This window comes from Pseudomonas sp. MF6747, assembly GCF_963890955.1.
Lineage (GTDB): Bacteria > Pseudomonadota > Gammaproteobacteria > Pseudomonadales > Pseudomonadaceae > Aquipseudomonas.
In genome coordinates this window covers 29,876-53,104 of sequence record NZ_CAWPSZ010000050.1, presented here as the reverse complement: position 1 = coordinate 53,104, position 23,229 = coordinate 29,876, and the positions used below count along the sequence as shown (strand labels likewise).

Genomic DNA, 23,229 nt, shown 5'->3' with positions numbered 1-23,229 from the left:
TCATTCTTGCGGAGCATTCGATGAATAGCTGGTTCGGCAACATCAGCGTCAACCTCAAACTCGGCCTGGGCTTCGGCCTGGTGCTGGTCCTCACGTCGATCCTGGCACTGACCGGCTGGACCAGCCTGGGCAGCCTGATCGACCGCAGCAACTGGATGAGCGACATCACCCAGCTCAATGCCTCGTTGACCAAGCTGCGCATCGTGCGCCTGCAATACATGCTGGCCAACGGCGACGAAGCCGTGGCACAGAACGTACAGACCAGTCTCGACGCCTTCGCCGCACAGCAACAGAAACTGCTGGACAGCTTCAAGAGCCCGGAAAACCTCAAGCTGCTCACCGAGCAGAAGGCCGTCATCACCGCGTATCAGCAGTCCCTGAACAAAATGCGTGAGGCCTACCGTAATGGCAACACCGCGCGCCAGGTCATGGGCGACAAAGCCGACATCGCCAACGCACAGATCGATGCACTGGATAACAGCGTGCAGCAGATGCCCGACAGCCCGGAGCGCTTCACCCAGTACCAGGCCGTGACTCACGCCAAGGAAGAGTTCCAGTTGGCCCGTTACGAGGTGCGCGGCTACACCAACACCGTCAATGCCGAGACCGAAGCTCGCGCCACTGCGCAAATCGAGAAAGCCATCGGCGGTTTGAAAGGCCTCAGCGCGGCGTTCGGCACCAGCCAGCAAAGCGCATTGACCTCGCTGGAAGCCGCCCTGGGCGCCTATCGCAGCGCCGTGCAGAGCTACAAGGCGGCCAACGCCAACATCGTCAGCGCCCGCGCCGAAATGACCACTCAAGGCGCCGATATCGTCACCATCAGCGACAAACTGTATGACATTCAACTAGACCGTCGTGACGCCGAAAGTACCCAGGCCCGCAGCCTGCAACTGATCAGCACGCTGCTCGCCCTGCTGGTCGGCATCATTGCTGCACTGGTGATCACCCGCCAAATCACTCGCCCGATCCAGGACACCCTGGCCGTGGTGGAGCGTATCGCTTCCGGCGACCTGAGCCACAACATCCAGGTGACCCGTCGTGACGAGCTGGGCGTGTTGCAACAAGGCATCCAGCGCATGGGCACCACCCTGCGTGAATTGATCAGCGGTATTCGCGATGGCGTGACCCAGATCGCCAGCGCCGCCGAAGAACTGTCGGCCGTAACCGAGCAGACCAGTGCCGGCGTCAACAGCCAGAAGATCGAGACCGATCAAGTCGCCACGGCGATGCACGAAATGACGGCCACCGTGCAGGAAGTCGCACGCAACGCCGAGCAAGCGTCCCTGGCCGCCGCCGATGCCGATGGTCAAGCCCGCGCAGGCGACAAAGTGGTGGCCGAGGCCATCGCCCAGATCGAACGCCTGGCGGCTGAAGTGGCGCGCTCCACCGACGCCATGACGCACCTGCAGCAAGAGAGCAACAAGATCGGCAGCGTGATGGACGTGATCAAGGCCGTGGCCGAGCAAACCAACCTGCTGGCACTCAACGCCGCGATTGAAGCGGCGCGTGCCGGTGAAGCCGGTCGCGGCTTTGCCGTGGTCGCCGACGAAGTGCGTGGCCTGGCCCAGCGCACACAGAAATCCACCGAAGAAATCGAAGGCCTGGTCGCCGGCCTGCAGAACGGCACTCAGCAAGTGGCCACCGTGATGAACAACAGCCGCAGCCTCACCGACAGCAGCGTTGAGCTGACGCGCAAGGCCGGCGTGTCGCTGGAAAACATCACCCGCACCGTGTCGAACATCCAATCGATGAACCAGCAGATTGCAGCCGCGGCCGAACAGCAGAGTGCCGTGGCCGAAGAGATCAGCCGCAGCATTGTGAACGTGCGTGATGTGTCCGAACAGACCGCAACGGCGAGCGACGAGACGGCCAAGTCGAGCGTGGAACTGGCGCGTCTGGGCAGCCAATTGCAGCAGATGGTCAGCCACTTCCGGGTTTAAAAAACCAAAAAACCGCCTCGGCCGAAATCGAGGCGGCTCCACTTCTCAGACCTTACAGGTCATCGAAGCTGTCCCGCAGGAATGTCCACACGTGATAAACACGCAGGGCACTCACTACGAGGTTCCACGTACGTCGTGCAAACTTAGACATACTCGGCCCTCCAAGCGTTGGGCCTTACCTCCAGCGCACTTACCGGAACACGTGAGCCTTTGGACGCGGGTCAATGCGTCCTTTGAGGTGGCCGGGCTAGTGGTCCTTCCGCATCAATCCGGCACGGATTACTAGCCCGTGGCGGTCGGTCCAGAATTCGCGCGCATACCCGGCTCACCTGAAAAGCGACAAACGCAGAACGAGGAAGAGCCTAACCAACATTCCTGCCGGAGGTGTGTCCAACAGTGGTCAAACATCCAGCATTTATCGATAGATTCATTGCAAGCTTTTGCGATCAAATCTGTCCAGGGATGAAGTCCGAAAAGCGCTCCCTGCCGACCATCCTTTCCGTCTTGCGTGACGATGTGACTGGCAGGTAGTATCCACCCGCGGGTCGATGCGTCCTTTGAGACAGCAACCCCAGCCACTCACTGGGTTTGCAATAAAAAACCGCCCTACTAAGGCGGTTTTTTATTGCCTGCAATTGACCGATCAGCCCTCGCCTTCCTCGACAAACACCAGCCGATTACCAAACGGATCGCCGATGCTCATCTCCCGCGAGCCCCAAGGCGTTTCTTCAACGCCAGGCTTGGCATACCGATAATCCTTGGCCAGCAATTGCTGCTGATACGCGTCCACGCCTTGCGCCTGAATCCGCACCGCTGACCCCGGCGACGCATCGCCATGATGCTCGGACAAATGCAGCACGCACTCACCCAGCGACACCTGCAGATACAACGGGAAATTCGCCTCGAAGCGATGCTGCCAGTCGACCTTGAACCCGAGGAAGTCGACGTAGAACTCCAACGCTTTGGCTTCGTCGAATATCCGCAGAATGGGGGTGACTTTTCCTAAGTGCATGACCACAGCTCCGTGTATGAAAGCGCCCACTATAGAGTCGAAAACCCACCACGCAAATCCCCATTGCGCGCCAAAAACCGCCCTGGCCGCTGACCATTGGCCTGCCCGTCGCTGTAGCTCAACACGCCGTTGATCCACACGCCATCAATGCCCTCCGCCGCGCGTTGGGGCTCCTTGAAGTCCGCCACGTCGCGCACCCGCAATGGGTCGAACAACACCAGGTCAGCCCAATACCCTTGACGAATTTCCCCACGCTCAGCCAAGCCAAAGCGCGCCGCCGACAGCCCGGTCATCTTGTGCACCGCCGTGTGCAGCGGAAACAACCCCACATCGCGGCTGAAATGCCCCAACACCCGTGGGAACGCGCCCCACAAGCGTGGATGCGGGAACGGGTCTTCCGGCAAGCCATCGGAGCCCACCATCGACAGCGGATGCGCGAGGATGCGTCGCACATCTGCTTCATCCATGCCGTAGTACACCGCACCCGCCGGTTGCAGGCGGCGTGCCGCGTCCAGCAACGAAACATCCCACTCGGCGGCGATGTCCTGCAAGTCGCGCCCGCCGACTTCCGGGTGTGGCGTCGACCAGGTAATGGTGATGCGAAATGCGTCAGTGACCTGCTTGAGGTCCAGCGTCGAAGAGCTGGCCGCATAGGGATAACAATCACAGCCCACCGGGTGGGTTTTCGCCGCCAGTTCCAGCGACGCCAACAGCTGCGGACTGCGCCCCCAGTTGCCTGCACCGGCGCACTTGAGGTGGGAAATAATCACCGGTGCCTTGGCATGTCGGCCGATCAAAAACGCTTCGTCCATCGCCTCCAGCACGGGCTCGAATTCGCTGCGCAAATGCGTGGTGTACACCGCGCCAAACGCCGTCAGTTCTTCACTGAGTTGCAGCACTTCATCGGTCTCGGCATTAAACGCGCTGGCGTAGGCCAGGCCTGTGGATAAACCCAGCGCGCCAGCCTCAAGACTTGCTCGCAGCTGCACACGCATGGCGGCGATTTCAGCCTGTGTGGCCGTGCGGTGCAGGTCGTCCATATGGTTGCTGCGCAGCGCTGTATGGCCAATCAACGCCGCGACATTGACCGCAGGGTGAGCACTTTCCACGGCAGCACGGTAATCGGCAAACCGCGGGTAAGCGAATGCTTCACGCGTGCCCAGCAGGTTCATCGGGTCCGGCGGATCACTGCGCAGACTCACCGGCGAGGCGCTGATGCCGCAGTTGCCGACAATCACCGTGGTCACGCCCTGGCTGAGTTTGGGCAGCATCTGCGGATGGCGGATCACCACCGTGTCATCGTGAGTGTGTACGTCGATAAAACCGGGGGCCAAGACGCGGCCATCTGCATCAATTTCATGCTCAGCCTGGGCGTTCGACAGATCGCCGATTGTCTCGATACGCCCGTCACGCAGCCCTACATCGGCGACATAACCTGGTGTGTTGCTGCCATCAATGATCAGCGCCTGGCGTATCAGCGTGTCGTACTTCATATCAATCTCCAAGCGGCAGGCTATCGGGGCCGCCGCGATAATCGTCCAGAGCCAGCTTGATCCGACGCAGGCGTTCCTGGTTTTCGTCCGGCATGACCAGCGCCAGCTCAGTGGCGAGCAGGTCGATGGCCAACAGCATTCCGTAGCGCGCCGCGGTGGGCTTGTAGATAAAACTGGTTTCGGCCGGCTGCAGCGGCAACAACACATCCGCCAGCTGCGCCAGCGGTGAATCGGCCAGGGTGATGGCGACGATGGGCGCGTCGTAATTGCGCGCCAGCCTCACCACGTCCAACAACTCGGGCGTAAGGCCGGAGAGCGAGCACACGATCAGCGCCTGTTCAGGGCCCAAGGTCGCGGCGGTGACGCGCATCATCACCGGGTCGCGGCAAGCGGCAATCGGGTAACCCAGGCGCACCAGTCGTACTTGCAACTCTTCACTGCACAGGCTCGACGGGCCGCCCATGCCAAAGGCGTGAATCATCCGCGCCTTGCCCAACAGGCTGACGGCATCGACAAAACTCGCCTGGTTGAACCCCGACAGATGCTGGCGCAAGGTCAATTCGATATCGCCGAGAATCTGTCGATGGAACGCCGACTGCTCCGGCAACCCCGCCGGGTCCAGGAAGCGGCTGCCCACCCCGCTGGCCTGGGCCAGTTGCAAGCGTAAATCGCGCAAGTCGCGGCAGCCGACGCTGCGGGCAAATCGCGACAAGGTCGCCGTGCTGACCTCGGCGCGCTGGGACAACTCTTCCAGGCTGGCCGACGCGGCAAAGCCCACGTCATCGAGCATCAGCTTGGCGATACGGCCTTCGCCGGCGCTGAAGGAATCCTGGCGGGCGCGGATCTGGTAGAGGATGTCCATCGGGGCTCCGGGTTACACAATAAGGCTCATAGAACCAGAGACAGACCGTAAGTCAGACCGAACGCGACCACCGAGATCAACGTCTCCAGCACGGTCCAGGTCTTGAAGGTCTGGATCACCGTCATATTGAAGTATTCCTTGATCAGCCAGAAGCCGCCGTCGTTGACGTGGGAAAAGATCACCGAACCCGCGCCGGTGGCCAACACCAATAATTCAGGGTGTGGATAACCCAGGCCCATTGCCACGGGCGCGACCACACCGGAGGCCGTGGTCATGGCCACCGTGGCCGAACCGGTGGCGATGCGCATCAGCGCAGCAAACAACCAGCCCATCACCAGCGGCGATAGATGGAAGGCGTGGGCCAGGCCGAGAATTTCGTTGGTGACGCCCGCGTCCACCAAAATGCGGTTCAAGCCGCCGCCCGCGCCCACCAGCAAGGTGATGCTGGCGGTCGGTGCCAGGCATTCATTGGTGAACTTGAGGATCGCCTCGCGGTTGAAACCCTGGGCCAGGCCCAAGGTCCAGAAACTCACCAAGGTCGCTAGCAACAGCGCAATCACCGAGTTGCCGATAAACAGCAGGAATTGGTTAAAGCCAGTGCCGGGGGTGGAAATCACATTGGCCCAGCCGCCGATCATCATCAGCACCACCGGCAACAGGATGGTGCCCATGGTCAACGTAAAGCTCGGCAGACGGGTGCGCGGCTCGCGCTCGATAAACTGGCGTTCCAGTGGGTTCTGCGCCGGCAAGTGAATGCGCGGCACGATGAACTTCGCGTACAGCGGGCCGGCGATGATGGCCGTGGGAATACCGATCAAAATTGCGTACAGCACGGTCTGCCCAACCGAGGCGTTATACGCCAGCACCGCCATCATCGCCGCCGGGTGTGGCGGCACCAGCGCATGCACCACCGACAAACCGGCGACCATCGGCAAGCCGACCATCAGGATCGACACCCCAACGCGCCGCGCCACGGTAAAGGCGATCGGCACCAGCAACACAAAACCGACCTCAAAAAACAGCGGCAGCCCCACCAGGAACGCGATGCACACCATCGCCCAATGCGCATTGCGCTCGCCGAAGCGGTTGATCAGCGTGCGCGCCACCTGCTCGGCGCCGCCGGACTCGGCCATCATCTTGCCGAGCATGGTGCCCAGCGCCACCACCAGAGCAATGTGCCCCAGGGTTTTACCCACGCCCGCCTCGTACGAGCCCATGATCGTGTCTGCCGGCATGCCGGCCATCAGCGCCAGGCCGATGGACACCAAGGTGATGACGATAAACGGGTTGAGTCGGTAACGTGCGATCAGCACGATCAATGCAATGATGGCGATGGCAGCGTATGCCAACAGCCCCAAGCCCAGTGGTGCGGCCATGCGGTACTCCTTGGAAAGGGTCACGTCGAATTGGTTGTGAAACTCATAAATCATTCCTCGACTAAATTTTCAATTTTTATGAAAGTAATTTTCGCCCACGGATAAGTGCTGTCGCTTGGGGACATGCCCAGCGCCAGCCGATGAAAATCCGCGGGGTGTTCTTACATGAAGTTTTTGCCGCGCCGAAACTCAACCATAAGGGCCGAGTCTGAGAGGGCAGCCCTACCGTCGATCAGGAATCCCGACAATGAATCGCAAGACCCTGCTTGTTCCTTTCGCCGCCAGCGCGCTGTTGCTGGCGTTCTGCACCAGCGCCTCGGCCGCCGAGAATGCGGCGCTGAAAAAATGCATGGACAGCGCCAACACCACCGTCGACATGGTCAATTGCAACGTCAAGGAAACCAAGGTTCAGGACGATCGCCTGAACAAAGCCTATAAAACCGCCCTGGCCGCCCAGGAAGGCGACCGCAAGCAGAAGCTGCAGGACGTGCAGCGCCTGTGGCTCAAATACCGTGACGCCAATTGCGCCTTCGCCGGCAGTGCCACGGGCGGCACCATCGACCAGGTCAACGGCTCCGGCTGCGTGCTGGACATGACCCAGACCCGCGCGCAGGAGCTCGAAGACCTGGTCGGGCCATGATCAGTTACTCATGATGAACGCGCGCACGCTTTAACAGCTTCTTGCAGCGCTCGGACAAATGCAGCACCCGCAGATGTTTGCCGGCCTTGCGGTAGCGTTCTCGCAAGGTCATCAGCGCGGCAATCGCCGAGTAGTCGACAACGCTCAGGTGACGACAATCCAGCGTCACCTGAGCCGGGTCGTTGGCCGGGTCGAACTGGTTCAGAAACGGCGTGGTCGAGGCAAAGAACAACGTGCCATGCAGGCGGTACAGCTTGCTGCCGTCGGCTTCCAGATGTTCATCGGCATACAGCTCGCGCGCCTGTTGCCAGGCGAAGTTCAGCGCCGCAATCACAATGCCGCACAGCACGGCCGTGGCCAGGTCGGTAAACACCGTAATCACCGTCACCGCCAGAATCACCAGCACATCATTGACCGGCACTTTGTTGATCACCCGCAACGACGCCCAGGCAAAGGTCTGCTGCGACACCACAAACATCACGCCCACCAGCGCCGCCAGCGGAATCCGCTCGATCAGCGGCGACAGAAACAAAATGAACAACAGGATCATCACCCCGGCAAACACCCCGGAGAAACGCCCGCGCCCGCCGGAGCTCAAGTTGATCACGGTTTGCCCGATCATCGCGCAACCGCCCATGCCGCCGAACAGGCCCGAGACCATATTCGCCGCGCCCAGGGCCACGCTTTCGCGGTCAGGGTAGCCACGGGTCTCGGTGATTTCGTCGGTGAGGTTCAAGGTCAGCAGGGTTTCCAGCAGACCGACCATCGCCATCAGGAACGCGTAGGGCGCGATGATGCCGAGGGTTTCCAGGGTCCAGGGGATTTGCGGCAGCGCGAAGGTCGGCAGGCCACCGGCGATGTGGGCCATATCGCCGAGGGTGCGCGTCGGCAAGCCGAGCAGGTACACCGCCAAACCGACGCCGAGGATCGCCACCAGCGCGGGCGGCACAGCGCGCGTCAGGCGCGGCAGCAAGTAGACAATCGCCATGGTCACCGCCACCAGGCCGATCATTACGTATAACGGCTCGCCGCTGAGCCAGCTTTCGCCGCTTTTGAAATGCTCCAATTGCGCCAGCGCGATGATGATCGCCAGGCCGTTGACGAAACCGAGCATCACCGGGTGCGGCACCATGCGCACCAGCTTGCCCAGGCGCAACAGACCGAATGCGACCATGATCAGCCCGCCCAGCAACACCGTCGCCAGCAAATACTCCACGCCGTGCTGCACCACCAGCGCGACGATCACCACCGCCATCGAACCCGCGGCGCCCGAAACCATACCGGGGCGGCCACCGAATAACGCGGTGAGGGTGCAGATGATAAAGGCGCCGTAGAGCCCCATCAGCGGGTTGAGGTGGGCGACCAGGGCGAAGGCAATGCATTCGGGCAGCAGCGCAAAGGACGTGGTGAGGCCGGCCAGGGCATCGGCGCGCAGACGAGTCAGGTTCATGGGTCTACCAGGCGAACAGCGGTGAAAAGGAAGGTGGCGAATCTTACGGAATTGACGTGATGCCGACCAGCAATCGGTAATCGCCCATCAACGACCTATTTGCAAGCCATATACGCCAAGAATAACGACGAATACGCCATTGTACTGGCGATCGGGTTTCGATTAGCTAGAACTCAAAGCGCGCCATTAATTGGATCCAATTCTTTCTCAGCACGTATTGCACTTAGGGTCGTGGAAAGGATTTGTCCCCGTAGTGACCTCTGAATCTGAAATGCAGTTTTAGGCATTCGAGTCACTCAGCCAATGGATATGGAAGGGGCAATATGGACATTTTCGCCGACTTGGAAGCCAGGCTATCCCTGCTTGCGCACAGTTATTCCCTGCATCAGGGCAAGCTGTATAAAAACCCCGACCTGATCGAGACCCTCAAGAACATCCCCGCCCCGCTGATCGCGCCGGGGAAACACTCCATCGAGGGCGGTGAAAAACCGCTCAAGCGCAAGCTCGCCGAGGTCTTTCTGGCGCAGGCAGGCCGGCACGATGAAATCGTCCTGTGCAACGGCGGAACCCACGGCCTAAGCCTGTGTTTCAACCTGTTCGTGCACCCTGGGAAAAACCGTGTGCACGTGATCAGTCCGTACTGGATGTACTTGCCCGGTGTGATTGAGCAGGCGGGCGGGCAAATGGATGAAATAGCGGCCCTCCACGACGGCGCCTTGGTGCCTGAGCCACAGTTACTGGCATTGATCGAATCACGATTGGGCTGCGACTCGGCGGCGCTGTACCTGGCGGTGCCTGCCAACCCATTGGGTAACTACGCCAGCGACGACTTTGTCATGCACTTGATTGGCCTGTGCGAACGCCACGATATCGCGCTGATCGTCGACCACGCGTATTTCGGTTTCGGTGAGCGCGACACCGACACCGAGCACCTTGCGCCACTGCCTGATCTGTACCAGCACGCGAGGGTCAGCAACGTCTTCACCTTCAGCAAACTGATGGGCATACCCGGCGCCCGGCTCGGCTTTATCCACAGCAGCGCAACCCATGCCGCTCACTTGGAAAGGCTATACCGTAACACCAACTACACACTCAACAGTTTCTCGCAGACCATCGCCCATCACTTCCTGCTGGAAAAACACCTGATCAGCGAGCGCCGCAGGTTGTATTTCGAGAACCTGCACCTCACCCGCGCGGCACTGAACGGCCACTGCCCGTTACCCAGTGGCGGGTTCTTTGCGTTCCTGCCCCTGCCTGGCGCACTCACCCTGGAAGACCTGCTCAATGCCGGTATCGGTGTGGTCGACGGCCGATTGTTCGGTGCGCATTACGCTTCCTATGTCCGGTTGTGCTTCACCTCGGAACCCCCGCAACGTCTGAAGGAATGCCTTGCCCTGTTGACCTCCCTGATTGCCCGAGAGAACTGACATGATCACCACAATGCTCAACTCAAGAACCTCGCCAGATGCAGCCTGCGGTCTGAAAATCAACCTTTACCGCGACTTCGAATACAAAGCGGTCGCCCGCGCCATCGCCGATTTGAAGCTCAAGAATGTCGAGTCGGTAATGGTCGGTGATTCCTACTTCATGACACACCTGGGTCGCCACACCACCCAACTCAGTGAGCAGGACCTGACGCTGTCCAAGACCCTGCTGCCTGGGCTGGTGGCCGAGGTGCGCCAGGAAATAGACAAAAACGAATACAACATCCCCAAACCGGCCCTCATGGCCGACATCCCCGGAGGCCTGACCCCCAAGGAAACCCTGGCGATTACTGCGGATTACATCCAGGCCGGCGCCGACATCATCAAGCTGGAAATTCTTGAGCAGGCGGATCTATGGCCATTGCTTGAAGTCGGTAGCCAGCACCATGAGTGGGCGATCCATATCGGTTATACGCCGCAAAAAAACGAAAACCGTGTCTACGGCAATGACGCTGAAGAAATCGGCCGGCTCAAACAGCTGCTCGACCAGGGTATTGCCGCCGGTGCGCGATTTGTCATCTTCGAGCGCGTCACCGAAATCGCCAACCAGATCCTGACCCGCCATGCCCTGGACAACGGCGTAATCCCCTACTCAATCTTCTCCGGCAAGGCGCGCTTTTCCGGGCAATCGCTGAATGTATGGGACGCGGTGGTCAAGTCCGGGCGGGAATCGATCTTCTTTCCGCCGACCGCCATGATCGAGCGCGACAAAGTCACCACGCATTACACCGATGAACTCATCAATACCTGCATTTCAAAGTTGCTGACGTTGGCGACGGCCAATGTCTTTCCGCCGTCGCCCCACCACAAGATCAGCGTCGATACTTACCTGTCGATCCTGGAGGGAAACGTCAATGTCTAAGATCGACACTGCATTGACCCACTGGAAGAACAAGGCCTCCGTACGCCACTGGTACCCCGAGTTCATCGCGGATGAGAAGCCCGACTACCCGTTGGAACTGCTGCCGGCGTTTACAACGCCCGACTTGGAACAATTTGAAGCCCAGCGCGCCTCCATCGCCACTGGACTGTGGCTCAACTACAACTGGCGCACTATCCAGGCCGAAGAACATATCGCCCTGCCGGCGATTCGCTTTCTTGTCAGCCAAAAAGGTTTACGCACCACCGTCAAGCGCGGCTTGATGCAGACCGCCACCGACGAGCAGTACCACACTTACTTTCATACCCTGGCTATCGACGACGCCTTGAAGCGCTACGCACTGGCGTTTTCACCGGCCCTTTCAGTCACGGTCAAGACGATGCAGGCACAGCTGCAGGAGGAGCCGGACCCGTTCAATCGCGAACTGATCATCGTCGCCTATGCGGCAGTGGCTGAAGTCAGTATCAATGCGTTCCTGGAAACCCTGTCGCGTTGCACCACCATCAAGGAGAGTAACCGCGCGCTGGTGGACCAGCACAACCGCGACGAGGCCATTCACTCGCTGATATTCATTGAAGCCACCCACGATTTGTTGCACGCCCTTGAACCGCAACAAGCGAACTTTCTCAGCGATGCCATCGAGCATGCCCGTGACAGCTTTCTGCTGCATGACTTCAGCATGTACGAAACGATCCTCGCCGCGCACGGTGTCCACGCGCACTTCAGCACCACGTCAACCAGCATGAGCCGCGATATGCGTGGCGTCGACAAACTGCTCAAGACACTCAGGGCCTAGGGAGCACGCCATGTCTATGATCCTGATCGCCTGGGCGCTGGTTAGGCTGTTGGAGTGGCGTCGCTACCGCGACGACCGCCCGGTGCGCGAAGCCATCCTGGCGGGCGAACGGCCCAATACAGTGCTCGCCCATGACCATTGGTACGAGGTGCTCTCGTTCAGCGCCGTGTGGCTGGAAATAGCCCTGTTGGCCGGTTTGTGTCACGGGTGGCCGCACCCGGTAATGGCCCTGGCGGCTGCCGTGTTCATGGGGGGACGCTTTCGCGTGCTCCAGGAAATCGGGCACACGGCCCTGCATATGGGGTTCGGCACAGACCGGCAGCTGCAATTTCGCATCGCCGATTACTTGGGCAATTTTCCGACCTTTCGCGCGGACTCCAGCGCCCGTTATCAGAGCCACTGCGTCGCTCATCACCCGCATGCCGCCACCGAAGAAGACCCGAACGTGGCACGGCTGAGAAGAATCGGCCTGGTACCGGGAATCAGCCCGGCACGGTTCTGGCGCTTGTTCTTCCACCCGCTCACACCCAGTGGCCTGCGTGAAACCCTGACCATCATGAGGGACGGCTGCGCAGGCTCGCACAGTCAGTGGCCCCGCCTGGGGGTGAATGGCCTGATCCTGTCGGTGCTTTACCTTGTTGCCGGTCCTTACGCCCTTTGTGCCTACGTGGTTGCCTTGTTGGTGTTCTACCCGCTGTATTCCTGGTGGTCGTTATTGGTGGAACACCGTTGGTTCATGCCGTACACCGCGTCGGGCAACGACAAGTCTGCGCATGACAAACAGGTCACCCAACGCACCGAGTATGGTCACTTCAATGGCTTGCTGATGCGCACACTGGTATGCCCACTGACCGATTCCTACCATTTGCTGCATCACCTGCATCCGCGTCTGCACTGGAAATACAGTGCTGTCGCAGACCAGGCGCTCAGTGAGATCGACCCGCATTACAACGACAACAAAAGCCGGGGTTTTGTGTTCGACGGCAGCAACCCGCGCACCGCCATAAAAGATCTCTACCACCGCTTGGTCAACAAGGACGTCAACCATGGAATCTAATGTCAACGCCTATGGCACACCGTTCGGTAAACAGATAGTCCGGGCCCGCAATGAATACTTTTTCACTGCCGATGGCGAAGCCTATTTCGACCTGTTTTCATCTGCCGGCGTGGCCAACTTCGGGCACAACAACCCCACGATCAAAGCACGCCTGATGGATTACCTGCAGCAGGATGGGCCGGTGCATAGCCTGGACTTTTTCACCAGCGCCAAGGCCGACTTCATTCACTTGTTCGAAACCACTGTCCTGCCGCAGCGCTACCGGGGCTATTACCACTACTACTTCGCACCGCCCGCCGGCACCTTGGCCATCGAGGCGGCCATCAAATACGCACGAAACGCCACCGGCAGGCGCGAAGTGGCGTGCTTCACCAACGCGTTCCACGGTCTTTCGTACAACGCTTTGTCATTGACCGGTAATGCTACAAAGCGCAAGTCCGCCTATACCGATCTCGCCTCGGTACTGCGCCTGCCGTATGAGCACTACTTGGGCACAGACGTCGATGCCATCGCCCTGTATGAACAGTTGCTCAACGACGAAAGCTCGGGCTACGGCCTGCCGGCCGCCGTGATCTTTGAAACGATCCAGGCCGAAGGCGGCCTGCACACCTGCTCCGGCGCCTGGTATGAAGGACTGCTGGCGCTATGCGCGCGAAAAGGCATCGTCACCATTGCCGATGAAATCCAGGTCGGCTGTGGCCGCGCGGGTGGGTTCTTCAGCTTTGAAGCCCTCTCGCAGACCTATCCCGACATCATCTGCCTGGCAAAAAGCCTCTCCGGCTTTGGGCTGCCAATGTCCCTGGTGCTGGTCAAAAAAGAACTGGACACCTTGAACCCTGGCGAAAACAGCGGCACCTTCAGGGGCAATACGTTGGCGGTACAGTCAGCGTGCTTCATGCTCGATATGTTCGCTTCAAGCACGTTTCGCCAACAGCTCACGGGCAATGAACAGATCTTGCGCCAGGCAATGGCCGAGCTTGCCGGGCGCTGTCCGGTGCGGGGTCGCCACATGATTCACGGCATCGAACTGGAAAATACCGCCACCGCGAAACAGGTGCTGGAACAACTGCGCAACGAACACATCCTGGTCGAGCAGTGCGGCGGGCAGAGCCGCGTGATCAAGATCATGCCGCCCTTGACCTGCGTTCCCAACAACCTGCAACAGGCGCTGGACACCGTCGTGCGCACCGTCTGTGACCATACGTGAGGGCCGTTGAATGAACGACAGGTTACTGGCTGAAAGGCTCGCCATTCATGACCGGCTTTGCCAGTTCCAAACCACCTTCGATTTGCTGGACTGGCAGCGCATGGAGGGCTGCCTGTGGGAGCAATTGCACGTTGATTATTCAAGTTTCAGGGACGAACCGCCGGGGCTCATCACGCGTGAGGCCTACATCGCCCTGCGCCAAGCAGCCCTGAGCGAGCTTAAGATGCAGCATAATTTCTCCAATCTCCTGGTCAGCGTCAGCGGGGATAACGCCAGTGCGCAGTGCAACTACCAGATTTATCGCTTCCGTACCGCAAACTGCCAGGGCGAGACGGGTTTTTTCCACTCCTACGGCCGTTACTTCTTTGACCTGGCCAAGCGCGAGGGCGAATGGCGAATCTGCCGAATCCGCCAAGAGCTGATTGCCAATCACGGAACACCCAGCCTGCACCGCGCAGTCCTGGCCAAAAAAGACTGACCCTGAGGCGATATGGATATACGACAGATCCTCACTTTTTCCCTGATCGCCTGGCTGTCCATTGCCAGCCCCGGCCCTGCGGTCGTGCTGGCGATAAAAAACAGCCTGCGGCAAGGTCCGGGGGCTGTGCTGTACGGCGCATTGGGCAATATCTGCGGGCTGTTTTTTCTGTCGCTGGCGGCCATGCTCGGGGTGGGTTTGCTGCTCAAGACTAACCCATGGGTATTCACTGCCTTGAAAACCTTAGGGGCGCTGTACCTGTTCTACCTGGGCGTGCAGCAATTGATCGCAAAAAAGAAACTGTTTGGAGCGCAGGCAGAAAGCCCTGCTGCGGCGCGGTCGTTTGGCGCGCTGTTCAAGGAGTCATTTTTGCTCTCCATCAGCAACCCCAAACCCATCTTGTTTTTCACCGCACTGTTTCCGCAGTTCATCAAGCCCACCTCATCCTTGAGCATGCAGTTTGTGGTGTTGACGGGAATCTTCATGCTGCTGTCGCTGCTGACGCTGCAAGGTTACGGCTTGGCTTCGCGCAAGATGGTCAGGCTGCTGAGCCAGCCGCGAATCGCGACCCTGGCGAGCCGGGTGATTGGGCTTTGCTTTATCGGTTTCGGCGTACTGCTGCTGACCTATAGCCTGCCGTAACGACGCGACCCGGCATTCGTGGATGCCGGGCCAGCTACGGGGTCAGACCATTTCGTTGCGAATCCACTCCACCACCGACGTACGCTTCGGCGCCCAGCCCAGCAACTCACGGGCATGCTTGCCACGTACGCGGCTGTTGGAGCCCAGGCCATAGTTGGCCATTTCATAGCCCCACTCGGCTTCAGCCTCGGCCAACGGCCAATCCTGCGGCTTGCCCAGCTTCAGCGCTTCGGCGATGGCGGTGGTCATGTCGACAAAGGCCGCTTCACCGCTTTCCACGAAGTAGAAAGTGCCCGGTACATTCTTCTCAAGTACCAGCAAGTACAGCGCCACCACGTCTTCGATATGCACGTTGGACCAGATATTCTGCCCGGTGCCCACATGGCGCACCACGCCGCTTTTGCGCGCCTGCTTGAGCAGTCGTGGCAATTGCACGCTGTCACGCTTCACGCCCAGGCTGTGGCCGTAAATCAGGGTGTTGCAGATCACCGCCGAATTCACGCCGTCTTTGGCCGCCGCCAGAATCAGGTTGTCGATGGCCACGCGTGCAGCCTTGTCGACGGTTGGCGCCGGCAGCGTGTCCTCGAAATAGATGACATCGCTGGCCTTACCGCCCGACGCATCGCCAACGATGCTCGAACCGCTGGTGTGCAGGAAGGGCTTGTTCGAACCTTTCAAGGCGGCCAGCAAGGTTTCCACGGCAGCGCGATGGTCGCTGCTGGCGGCGTTGATGACCGCATCGGCCTTCGAGGCCTGCTCGGTCAGCATGCCAGCGTCATCCAGGGTGCCAATCACGGGGGTGATGCCCAGGGCGGTCATTTCAGCGGCTTGCTCGGCGCTACGCACCAGGCCGGTAACGGTGTGGCCAGCCTTGACCAGGCCAGTGGCGATGGAGCCGCCGATAAAACCTGCTGCGCCGGTAACGAATACATTCATGGAGTGTGCTCCTGACTGGGTAAGTGATGGGTCCAGTATCGAGGACTCATCCCTGTCGAATAAGAGCCTATTGCCCAATTCAATCTTGCGCACAGGTCACGAATCAGCAGGCATACCGCGCCAGCTTGGTCTGAATGAAGTCCAGGAAACACTGGATGCGCAACGCCAATTGCGAGTTGCGATAGAACACTGCGTGGATCGGTTGGCGATAACCACTGTTAAACGCCTCCAGCACCGGCACAAGCCGCCCGACATTGATGTCTTCGACCGTCATGAAGTTCGACAGGCAGCAAATGCCCTGCCCTTCCAGCGCCAACTGGCGCAGGGTTTCGCCACTGGAGGCGGCGATGCTCGGCTGGATCAGCCAACGGTCGCCTTCCACATGGCGCAACGGCCAATGGTTAAGGGTTTCGGTCTGGGTGAAGCCCAGCAATGTATGGTCCGCCAACTCGGCCACCGTGGTCGGCGTGCCGAACTGCTTGAGGTAGTCGGGGCTGGCAAGGATATGCAGCGGCGTACAGCCCAGCGAGCGCGCGTGCAGCGTGGAGTCGGCCAGGGCGCCGATACGGATGGCAATGTCGGTGCTCTGCTCCAGCAGGTCGATGATCAAGTCATCGCTGTTCAGCTCCAGCTGGATTTCCGGGTAGAGGCTGCGAAACTCGGCGATGTAAGGCACGATCCCGTGCAGCATGAAGGGCACGGCGGCGTTGATGCGCAGCCGCCCGGCCGGGTTTTTCTGGCGTGACGACAGGCGCTCTTCCAGATCATCCATCTGCGCCAGGATCACCTTGGCCTGCTCGAAGAAGTACTTACCCTCTTCGGTCAGGTCCATGCGCCGCGTGGTGCGGTTGATCAGCGTGGTGTCGAGCTTGGCTTCCAGGCGCGACAGGGTGCGGCTGACCGCCGACGGCGTCTGCCCAACCTGCTCCGCCGCGGCGGAAATCGAACCGCACTCAATCACGCTGACGAAGATCTGTAACTCATCGGATCGGGCTTTCACAGGCTGTCCTTCTTGATCGGTGGGTAGCAGCTTACACCGACAGGTTAAACACCTGCGCCAGATGCTGCTCGTAGCGCGCCACATCCGCCTCGATGGCTGGGCGTTTCATCACGTCCACGCACAGAAAGGTCGGCAGGCCGGTCATGCCGAGGAACTCGTTGGCTTTGTGGAACGGGAAGTACACCGCGTCCACGCCCTTGGCTTCGAAGAAATCGGTCGGGTCGTCGAACGCTTGCTGCGGCGCGTTCCAGGTCAGCGACAACATGTACTGCTTGCCCTGGATCAGGCCGCCGCTGCCGTACTTTTGCGACGAGTCGGAACGGGTGCGGCCATCGCTGGCGTAGAGGCTGCCGTGGCCTTCGGTGAAGACTTCGTCGATGTACTTTTTGACGATCCACGGCGCGCCCATCCACCAGCCGGGCATCTGGTAAATGATCACATCGGCCCAGAGGAATTTGGCCACTTCTTCGGCCACGTCGTAGCCTTCGTCGATGTGGGTGACTTTGACGTCGATACCGCCGCGGTCCAGCACCGCCACGGCGGCTTCATGCAGGGTTGCGTTATAGCGGCCGTCGGAATGGGCGAATTTCTTGCCGCCGTTGAGCAGGAGTACTTTTTTCATGGGAGCGAATCCAAAGGGTTAGAAATGTCTGCCGGCAGGCTATCGACATTCAACCCTCGGAATAAGCAGCGGTGCGGCAAAATACATTTGATCAAAACGCACGAATAACGCCGTACTCTTGATTTAACCGCTGATCAGCAAATGGCCGCCCAGCAGCGCCATGCCGATAAAAAATACCCGTTTGAACAGCACCGCACTGATGCGCTGACGCAGTGCCTGACCCAGCCACATGCCCAACAGCGCAGGCAGCAGGGCCAGTATGGAGGCATTTATTTCGCCGCCGCCGAGGGTGCCACGCCATGCCAGCCCCGCCGCCAGCGCCAATGTGGAAACGGTGAACGACAGCCCCAGCGCCTGCACCAATTGATCACGGTTCAAGCCCAAGGCTTGCAGATACGGCACGGAGGGAATCACGAACACGCCGGTGGCCGAGGTGATGATGCCGGTGATCAGCCCGCACAGAGGTCCCAGCCAGCGCTCGGTATGAGGCTGCACCTTGAACGTGGGCAGGAACAACCCACTCAACGCATACACCAGCAGCGCGCCACCCAACGCGCGAACGACCCAATGGCCGCCGTCCATGCCCAACCACAGCGTGCCGAGCCCGGTGCCGAGGAAAATCAGCAGCAGCATCGGCCACAGGCGTTTGAGCAACGCGCTCAAGTGGCCGCCGAATGCCAGTTGCCACAGGTTGGTGACCGTCGACGGAATAATCAGCAATGCTGCAGCCTGCGCCGGAAGCATAGCCAGGCCGAGCATGCCCATGGCCACGGTCGGCAGGCCCAGGCCGATGACGCCTTTGACGGTGCCGGCCAGCAGGAAGGTGCCGATGACCAATAGGGTCAGGGCGGGGCCGAGGTTTTGGTAGAACGCCATGAAAGTAGTCATGCCAGGATTGTGGTGTATTTCGATGAGGTCGCAAATTCGCCATATACTGAGGCAGCCTCTTGTTTTGTGTGAGGCTGAAGGCCTCTTCGCGAGCAAGCCCGCTCCCACCTTTGGAATGCGTTTCAACTGTGGGAGCGGGCTTGCTCGCGAAGGCGCCAGCCCAGTCACCGAAGAGCTTCAGCCATGCACTTTGACCTGATCGACCTGCGCCTCTACCTGCACATTCTCGACACCGGCAACATCACCGCCGGCGCGGCGCGCAGCCATTTATCCCTGGCTGCCGCCAGTGCGCGCATCCGTGCGATGGAAGCGTCATTGGGCATCGAATTTCTTGAGCGCGGCCGCCGTGGCGTCACACCGACGCCAGCGGGCAAAGCCCTGGCCCGCCACGCGCGCTTGCTGCTGCAACAAGCCGAACACCTGCAACAAGACCTCGCCGAATACGCCAACGGCGTCAAAGGCCAGGTGCGCCTGCTGTGCAACACCACCGCCCTGAGTGAATACCTGCCGGAATTGCTTGCCGATTTTCTGCGCGAACACCCCAACCTCGATATCGACCTGCAAGAACTGCCGAGCCTGCGCATCACCCGGGCCTTGCGTCAGGGCACCGCGGATTTGGGCATCATTTCCGACGCAGTGGACACCCACGGCTTGCAAACCCTGCCCTTTCGCGATGACCCGCTGGTACTGATCATGCCCCTCGACCATCCGCTGACGACAGCGAGTTTCATCGACAGCCTGCAATACGACTACGTCGGCCTGGCCGCCAACAGCGCGCTGGCGGTGTATTTGGAGGAACAGGCGCTGCACGCCGGCTTTCGCCTGCAAACCCGTATCCGCGCCGATGGTTTTGATGGGTTGATTCGCATGGTCGCGGGCGGCGCCGGCCTGGGCATCGTGCCCCAAGCGGCACTGGAGCGCTGGCCGCTGCAGCGCCGCTTCAAAGCCCAACCGCTGCACGAAGAGTGGGCCCGCCGCACGCTGCTGTTATGCGCGCGGTCCTTCGAACAATTGCCCGGTTACGCCAAGGCTTTGTTCGATGCCCTCGCCCTGCCCTTGCGGAAAAACCCGTAATACACCGCCGACAGAATCAGCAGGAACGGCACGCCAAACACCAGCGTCATCTTGAACGCCTCGGTGAAATACGTGGTGATCATCACCGCCCCCATCAGCACCAGGCCCAACAGCGTGCTGTAGGGAAACAGGCGCAGTTGGAACGACAGCTTCGCCCCGCCATGGCGCTTGCGGTAGCGGCGGAAAAACAGGTGCGTGAGGAAGATCATAAACCAGGTGAAGATCGCGCCAAACATCGAGATCGCCATCATCAGTGTGAACGAGCTTTGCGGGTACACCACGTTCAGCAAGGTCGCCAGGGCAATCCCGGAACTGGACAGCAGCAAGGCGTTCAGCGGAATGCCGCTCTTGCTCAAGGCGCCCATCGACCTGGGCGCAAAGCCTGCCCGCGACAAGCTGAACATCATGCGCGTGGTGATGTAGAGCTGGCTGTTCATCGCCGACAGCGCGGCGATCAGAATCACAAAATTCATCACCCCGGTGGCGCCGGGAATGCCGATGGTCTGCATCACCGTGACGAACGGGCTCTGGGTCTGACCGGCCTGGTTCCACGGCACGATGGCCAGCATCAGCGCCAGGGTCAGCAGGTAGAACACCACCAGCCGCACGATGGTCGCGCGAAAGGCTTTCTTCACTGCCTGTTCCGGGTCGGCGGCTTCACCGGCGGCCACCGCGATCATCTCCACGCTCAGGTAACTGAAGATCGACACGATCACCGCGATCCACATGCCGCTCAAGCCATGCGGGAAAAAGCCGTCGTGGGCGGTGTAGTTCTGCACGCCGTACTGCGGGTTGCCGGAGCCGAACACCACGTACACCGCCAGGATGATGAAGCCGACGATGGCGCTGATCTTGATCGTCGAAAACCAGTATTCGAAATTGCCGAAGGTCTTCACGCTGATGGCATTGAGCAGGATCAGCACACTGGAAAACGACACAATCCACACCCACTCCGGCACGTTGGCGAACCAGTACTTCATGTACATCGCCACCGCCGTGACCTCGGCGCCCACCGCCAGCACAATCGCCGCCCAGTAGGCGTAACGCACCAGAAACCCGGCCAGCGGGCTGATATAAAACTCAGCGTACGCGCCGAATGAGCCCGAGGTGGAATGCGCCACCGTCATTTCCGCCAGGCAGCCCATCAACAGCAAGGTGATCAGCGCGCCGATAGCGTAGCTCACCAGCACGCTGGGCCCGGCATAGCCGATCGCATAGGCGCTGCCCATGAACAGTCCGGTGCCGATGGCGCCACCGATGGCGATCATGCTCATCTGGCCGGAAGTGAGCTGGCGCCTCAGGCCCAGTTCGCGATGGGTGATCTCTGCAAAACCGTTGTCGGGTGTGGTCACGTGGTGTGCCCCTTTATTATTGTGATTGCACAGTTTGGATATAGACGCAGATCCACTGTGGGAGCGGGCTTGCTCGCGAATGCGCAGTGCCAGTCACTACACGTGCTGGCTGATCCACCGCTTTCGCGAGCAAGCCCGCTCCCACATTTTTAATCGGCGTGAATCAGGTGACGCTGTTGCGGACCTTGAACTGCGGCTGGTCCCAGGTGCCGTTGTCAAGAATGTCGCCGAGGATCTCCACGGCATCCCATACCTCGGTGAAGCTTGTGTACAACGGCGTAAAACCAAAACGCATGATGCGCGGCTCGCGGTAATCACCAATCACCCCTCGGGCGATCAGCGCCTGGATCACCGCGTAACCTTCGGGGTGCTCGAAGCTCACATGGCTGCCGCGCCTGGCGTGCTCGCGCGGGGTAATCAACACCAGGCCGTGGGCGGCGCAGCGGGCTTCGACCAGCGCGACAAACAGGTCAGTCAACGCCAGGGATTTAGTCCGCAGGCTGGCCATGTCGGTCTGGGCAAAAATCTCCAGGCCGCATTCGACCATGGCCAGCGAAGTGATCGGCTGCGTGCCGCACAGATAGCGCGCAATGCCGGCGCTCGGCGCGTATTGAGCTTCCATCGCAAACTGCCGGGTATGTCCGAACCAGCCCGACAACGGCTGGCGCACCACGTCCACCAGCAGCGGATTGACCCACACAAACGCCTGGGAACCCGGCCCGCCATTGAGGTATTTGTAGGTGCAGCCAATCGCATAATCGGCCCGCGCCTTGTGCAGGTCGATGGGCACCGCGCCCGCCGAATGCGCCAGGTCCCAAATGCTCAGCGCGCCACATTCGTGGCTCAAGGCGGTGAGCGCCTGCATGTCGTACATGTAGCCGGTTTTGTAGTTGACGTGGGTGAGCATCACCACCGCCACGTCCTGGTCGATAGCCTGCGGCAGTTCATCGGGGCTGTTCACCAGTCGCAACGAATAACCCTGCTGCAGCAACTCGGCCAGGCCTTCGGCAATGTACAGGTCGGTGGGAAAGTTGCTCGCCTCGCTGACGATCACCTTACGGCCCGGCTGGCGTTGGCGCTGCACGCTCAACGCGGCGCTGAGGACCTTGAACAGGTTGATGGAGGTGGTATCGGTGATCACCACTTCGCCGTCGCGCGCGCCAATCAAGGGCGCCAGGCGGTTGCCCAGGCGCTGGGACAGATCTGCCCAACCGGCGCTGTTCCAGCTGCGAATCAAGCCATTGCCCCACTCTTGGGCGATCACCTGCTGCGCCCGCTCCAACGCCGCCACCGGGCGCGCACCGAGGGAGTTGCCGTCGAGGTAGATCACGCCCTCAGGCAAGGCGAACTGACGACGCAGTGGCGCCAACGGGTCCTGAGCGTCGAGGGCTTGGCAGTGGCTTCGGGTGGTCATGGGCTGTCCTGGTTTTTATAGTGAAGATGCAGCAAATAATGAACGAAGCTTTAGAGAATTTTCGTGCAAAGTGGTGGGTAACAGGCTAATTAAGCTGTAGGAAATTCGAATTTAACCCCAAAACACGCGGATTTATTCTAAGCATGATTCTCGACGCCACCGACCTGCGCCTCCTGCATTTTCTGCAACAGGATGGCCGCATCAGCAACCAGGAACTGGCCGAAAAAGTCGCCCTGTCGCCCTCCGCCTGCCTGCGCCGTTTGCGCCTGCTGGAGAGCGAGGGAATCATCAGCGGCTACCGCGCGGTGCTGAATGCCGAGCAGCTGGGAATCGAGCTGGAAGCCATCGTGCACCTGTCCTTGCGCCAGGACGTGGAGGATTGGCACGAGACGTTCATCAAAAAGGTGCAAGGCTGGCCGGAGGTGGCCAGCGCGTACGTGATTACCGGCGCGAGCAATTATGTGCTGCGGGTGCAGGCGCGAAATTTAAAGCACTTTTCGGACTTTATCGTGAACCACCTGAACCGTACGGCGGGGGTGATGGATATTCGCTCGGAGATTGTGTTGCAGAAGATCAAGGATCGGGATGAAGTGTTGGACTTGGTCCTGCGCAAATAGCCAAAACGC

22 protein-coding genes and 1 pseudogene are annotated in these 23,229 nt (G+C 60.1%); 12 read left to right on the top strand and 11 right to left on the bottom strand.

Features of this window, described 5'->3' with window-relative positions; translation table 11 throughout:
• Positions 1-20 precede the first annotated feature (20 nt).
• Positions 21-1,037: pseudogene (locus tag AACW30_RS31640) on the top strand (methyl-accepting chemotaxis protein); the annotation flags it as partial.
• Positions 1,038-1,076: 39 nt separating this feature from the next.
• A complete protein-coding gene (locus tag AACW30_RS31635) occupies positions 1,077-1,940 on the top strand; it encodes a methyl-accepting chemotaxis protein (protein ID WP_371317720.1) in 864 nt (287 codons plus the stop codon).
• A 643-nt stretch (positions 1,941-2,583) separates the two neighbouring features.
• Here AACW30_RS31635 and AACW30_RS25710 read toward each other — a convergent pair.
• The 4 genes from AACW30_RS25710 to AACW30_RS25695 are packed head-to-tail and all read right to left on the bottom strand — an operon-like array spanning position 2,584 to position 6,683.
• Complete coding sequence (locus AACW30_RS25710) at positions 2,584-2,952, bottom strand: glyoxalase superfamily protein (protein WP_106578200.1); 369 nt, start codon at positions 2,950-2,952, stop codon at positions 2,584-2,586.
• 29 nt (positions 2,953-2,981) lie between these two features.
• Positions 2,982-4,445, bottom strand: a complete 1,464-nt coding sequence (locus tag AACW30_RS25705) for an N-acyl-D-amino-acid deacylase family protein (protein WP_200623786.1) — start codon at positions 4,443-4,445, stop codon at positions 2,982-2,984.
• Between the two features lies 1 nt (position 4,446).
• On the bottom strand, positions 4,447-5,307 hold the full coding sequence (locus AACW30_RS25700; RefSeq protein ID WP_119736703.1) for a MurR/RpiR family transcriptional regulator: 861 nt from the start codon (positions 5,305-5,307) through the stop codon (positions 4,447-4,449).
• Positions 5,308-5,333: 26 nt separating this feature from the next.
• On the bottom strand, positions 5,334-6,683 hold the full coding sequence (locus AACW30_RS25695; protein WP_164487961.1) for a GntT/GntP/DsdX family permease: 1,350 nt from the start codon (positions 6,681-6,683) through the stop codon (positions 5,334-5,336).
• Between the two features lie 247 nt (positions 6,684-6,930).
• Between AACW30_RS25695 and AACW30_RS25690 the strand changes: the two genes are divergently transcribed.
• A complete protein-coding gene (locus AACW30_RS25690; RefSeq protein WP_106578196.1) occupies positions 6,931-7,323 on the top strand; it encodes a lysozyme inhibitor LprI family protein in 393 nt (130 codons plus the stop codon).
• A gap of 4 nt (positions 7,324-7,327) precedes the next feature.
• Here AACW30_RS25690 and AACW30_RS25685 read toward each other — a convergent pair whose 3' ends face one another.
• Complete coding sequence (locus AACW30_RS25685; RefSeq protein ID WP_106578195.1) at positions 7,328-8,773, bottom strand: SulP family inorganic anion transporter; 1,446 nt, start codon at positions 8,771-8,773, stop codon at positions 7,328-7,330.
• A gap of 323 nt (positions 8,774-9,096) precedes the next feature.
• On the opposite strand from AACW30_RS25685, the gene AACW30_RS25680 reads away from it, so the two are divergent.
• Genes AACW30_RS25680 through AACW30_RS25650 form a run of 7 tightly spaced genes read left to right on the top strand, consistent with a single transcriptional unit; the run spans position 9,097 to position 15,317 of the window.
• Positions 9,097-10,200, top strand: a complete 1,104-nt coding sequence (locus AACW30_RS25680; RefSeq protein ID WP_179609805.1) for a pyridoxal phosphate-dependent aminotransferase — start codon at positions 9,097-9,099, stop codon at positions 10,198-10,200.
• 1 nt (position 10,201) lies between these two features.
• Positions 10,202-11,119 (top strand): 3-methyl-2-oxobutanoate hydroxymethyltransferase, encoded by a 918-nt coding sequence (locus AACW30_RS25675; RefSeq protein WP_169367601.1) that lies wholly within the window; start codon positions 10,202-10,204, stop codon positions 11,117-11,119.
• Entirely contained in the window at positions 11,112-11,933 is an 822-nt protein-coding gene (locus AACW30_RS25670) for a diiron oxygenase (protein ID WP_169367602.1), read from the top strand. The genes AACW30_RS25675 and AACW30_RS25670 overlap by 8 nt, the downstream gene beginning before the upstream one ends.
• 10 nt (positions 11,934-11,943) lie before the next feature.
• Positions 11,944-12,990 (top strand): fatty acid desaturase, encoded by a 1,047-nt coding sequence (locus AACW30_RS25665; RefSeq protein ID WP_169367603.1) that lies wholly within the window; start codon positions 11,944-11,946, stop codon positions 12,988-12,990.
• A complete protein-coding gene (locus AACW30_RS25660) occupies positions 12,980-14,197 on the top strand; it encodes a diaminobutyrate--2-oxoglutarate transaminase (protein WP_169367604.1) in 1,218 nt (405 codons plus the stop codon). Before AACW30_RS25665 ends, AACW30_RS25660 begins: the two co-directional genes overlap by 11 nt.
• Positions 14,198-14,207: 10 nt before the next feature.
• On the top strand, positions 14,208-14,675 hold the full coding sequence (locus AACW30_RS25655; protein WP_200623785.1) for a nuclear transport factor 2 family protein: 468 nt from the start codon (positions 14,208-14,210) through the stop codon (positions 14,673-14,675).
• 12 nt (positions 14,676-14,687) lie between these two features.
• Positions 14,688-15,317, top strand: coding sequence for a LysE family translocator (locus AACW30_RS25650; RefSeq protein WP_169367606.1), 630 nt, complete (start codon positions 14,688-14,690; stop codon positions 15,315-15,317).
• 42 nt (positions 15,318-15,359) lie between these two features.
• On the opposite strand, the gene AACW30_RS25645 is transcribed toward AACW30_RS25650, so the two are convergent.
• From AACW30_RS25645 to AACW30_RS25630, 4 genes are all read right to left on the bottom strand, one after another.
• Positions 15,360-16,253 carry an NAD-dependent epimerase/dehydratase family protein gene (locus AACW30_RS25645; protein ID WP_200623784.1) on the bottom strand — a complete coding sequence of 298 codons (894 nt, stop codon included), beginning with the start codon at positions 16,251-16,253 and terminating at the stop codon, positions 15,360-15,362.
• A 103-nt stretch (positions 16,254-16,356) separates the two neighbouring features.
• Positions 16,357-17,253, bottom strand: a complete 897-nt coding sequence (locus AACW30_RS25640; RefSeq protein WP_200623783.1) for a LysR substrate-binding domain-containing protein — start codon at positions 17,251-17,253, stop codon at positions 16,357-16,359.
• 31 nt (positions 17,254-17,284) lie between these two features.
• Entirely contained in the window at positions 17,285-17,875 is a 591-nt protein-coding gene (locus AACW30_RS25635) for an NAD(P)H-dependent oxidoreductase (protein WP_179609808.1), read from the bottom strand.
• 123 nt (positions 17,876-17,998) lie between these two features.
• Positions 17,999-18,763: a sulfite exporter TauE/SafE family protein gene (locus tag AACW30_RS25630; RefSeq protein ID WP_200623782.1), complete on the bottom strand. Its 765-nt coding sequence runs from the start codon at positions 18,761-18,763 to the stop codon at positions 17,999-18,001.
• A gap of 183 nt (positions 18,764-18,946) precedes the next feature.
• On the opposite strand from AACW30_RS25630, the gene AACW30_RS25625 reads away from it, so the two are divergent.
• Positions 18,947-19,837, top strand: coding sequence for a LysR substrate-binding domain-containing protein (locus AACW30_RS25625; protein WP_200623781.1), 891 nt, complete (start codon positions 18,947-18,949; stop codon positions 19,835-19,837).
• On the opposite strand, the gene AACW30_RS25620 is transcribed toward AACW30_RS25625, so the two are convergent.
• The gene (locus AACW30_RS25620; protein ID WP_119736693.1) at positions 19,783-21,189 is read right to left on the bottom strand and encodes an amino acid permease; all 1,407 of its coding nucleotides are present in this window, start codon (positions 21,187-21,189) and stop codon (positions 19,783-19,785) included. The two genes, AACW30_RS25625 and AACW30_RS25620, sit on opposite strands and share 55 nt — an antisense overlap.
• A gap of 163 nt (positions 21,190-21,352) precedes the next feature.
• Positions 21,353-22,603 carry a kynureninase gene (gene kynU, locus AACW30_RS25615; protein WP_200623780.1) on the bottom strand — a complete coding sequence of 417 codons (1,251 nt, stop codon included), beginning with the start codon at positions 22,601-22,603 and terminating at the stop codon, positions 21,353-21,355.
• A gap of 143 nt (positions 22,604-22,746) precedes the next feature.
• Here kynU and AACW30_RS25610 point away from each other — a divergent pair, with 143 nt between their 5' ends.
• Complete coding sequence (locus tag AACW30_RS25610) at positions 22,747-23,220, top strand: Lrp/AsnC family transcriptional regulator (RefSeq protein WP_003194103.1); 474 nt, start codon at positions 22,747-22,749, stop codon at positions 23,218-23,220.
• The last annotated feature ends 9 nt before the right edge of the window (positions 23,221-23,229 follow it).

What these genes read in the sequence shown, in the direction of transcription:
- AACW30_RS31635 (WP_371317720.1), top strand. Translation starts at nt 1,077, where the DNA reads ATGGGCACCACCCTGCGTGAATTGATCAGCGGTATTCGCGATGGCGTG.
- AACW30_RS25710 (WP_106578200.1), bottom strand. Translation starts at nt 2,952, where the DNA reads ATGCACTTAGGAAAAGTCACCCCCATTCTGCGGATATTCGACGAAGCC.
- AACW30_RS25705 (WP_200623786.1), bottom strand. Translation starts at nt 4,445, where the DNA reads ATGAAGTACGACACGCTGATACGCCAGGCGCTGATCATTGATGGCAGC.
- AACW30_RS25700 (WP_119736703.1), bottom strand. Translation starts at nt 5,307, where the DNA reads ATGGACATCCTCTACCAGATCCGCGCCCGCCAGGATTCCTTCAGCGCC.
- AACW30_RS25695 (WP_164487961.1), bottom strand. Translation starts at nt 6,683, where the DNA reads ATGGCCGCACCACTGGGCTTGGGGCTGTTGGCATACGCTGCCATCGCC.
- AACW30_RS25690 (WP_106578196.1), top strand. Translation starts at nt 6,931, where the DNA reads ATGAATCGCAAGACCCTGCTTGTTCCTTTCGCCGCCAGCGCGCTGTTG.
- AACW30_RS25685 (WP_106578195.1), bottom strand. Translation starts at nt 8,773, where the DNA reads ATGAACCTGACTCGTCTGCGCGCCGATGCCCTGGCCGGCCTCACCACG.
- AACW30_RS25680 (WP_179609805.1), top strand. Translation starts at nt 9,097, where the DNA reads ATGGACATTTTCGCCGACTTGGAAGCCAGGCTATCCCTGCTTGCGCAC.
- AACW30_RS25675 (WP_169367601.1), top strand. Translation starts at nt 10,202, where the DNA reads ATGATCACCACAATGCTCAACTCAAGAACCTCGCCAGATGCAGCCTGC.
- AACW30_RS25670 (WP_169367602.1), top strand. Translation starts at nt 11,112, where the DNA reads ATGTCTAAGATCGACACTGCATTGACCCACTGGAAGAACAAGGCCTCC.
- AACW30_RS25665 (WP_169367603.1), top strand. Translation starts at nt 11,944, where the DNA reads ATGTCTATGATCCTGATCGCCTGGGCGCTGGTTAGGCTGTTGGAGTGG.
- AACW30_RS25660 (WP_169367604.1), top strand. Translation starts at nt 12,980, where the DNA reads ATGGAATCTAATGTCAACGCCTATGGCACACCGTTCGGTAAACAGATA.
- AACW30_RS25655 (WP_200623785.1), top strand. Translation starts at nt 14,208, where the DNA reads ATGAACGACAGGTTACTGGCTGAAAGGCTCGCCATTCATGACCGGCTT.
- AACW30_RS25650 (WP_169367606.1), top strand. Translation starts at nt 14,688, where the DNA reads ATGGATATACGACAGATCCTCACTTTTTCCCTGATCGCCTGGCTGTCC.
- AACW30_RS25645 (WP_200623784.1), bottom strand. Translation starts at nt 16,253, where the DNA reads ATGAATGTATTCGTTACCGGCGCAGCAGGTTTTATCGGCGGCTCCATC.
- AACW30_RS25635 (WP_179609808.1), bottom strand. Translation starts at nt 17,875, where the DNA reads ATGAAAAAAGTACTCCTGCTCAACGGCGGCAAGAAATTCGCCCATTCC.
- AACW30_RS25630 (WP_200623782.1), bottom strand. Translation starts at nt 18,763, where the DNA reads ATGACTACTTTCATGGCGTTCTACCAAAACCTCGGCCCCGCCCTGACC.
- AACW30_RS25625 (WP_200623781.1), top strand. Translation starts at nt 18,947, where the DNA reads ATGCACTTTGACCTGATCGACCTGCGCCTCTACCTGCACATTCTCGAC.
- kynU (WP_200623780.1), bottom strand. Translation starts at nt 22,603, where the DNA reads ATGACCACCCGAAGCCACTGCCAAGCCCTCGACGCTCAGGACCCGTTG.
- AACW30_RS25610 (WP_003194103.1), top strand. Translation starts at nt 22,747, where the DNA reads ATGATTCTCGACGCCACCGACCTGCGCCTCCTGCATTTTCTGCAACAG.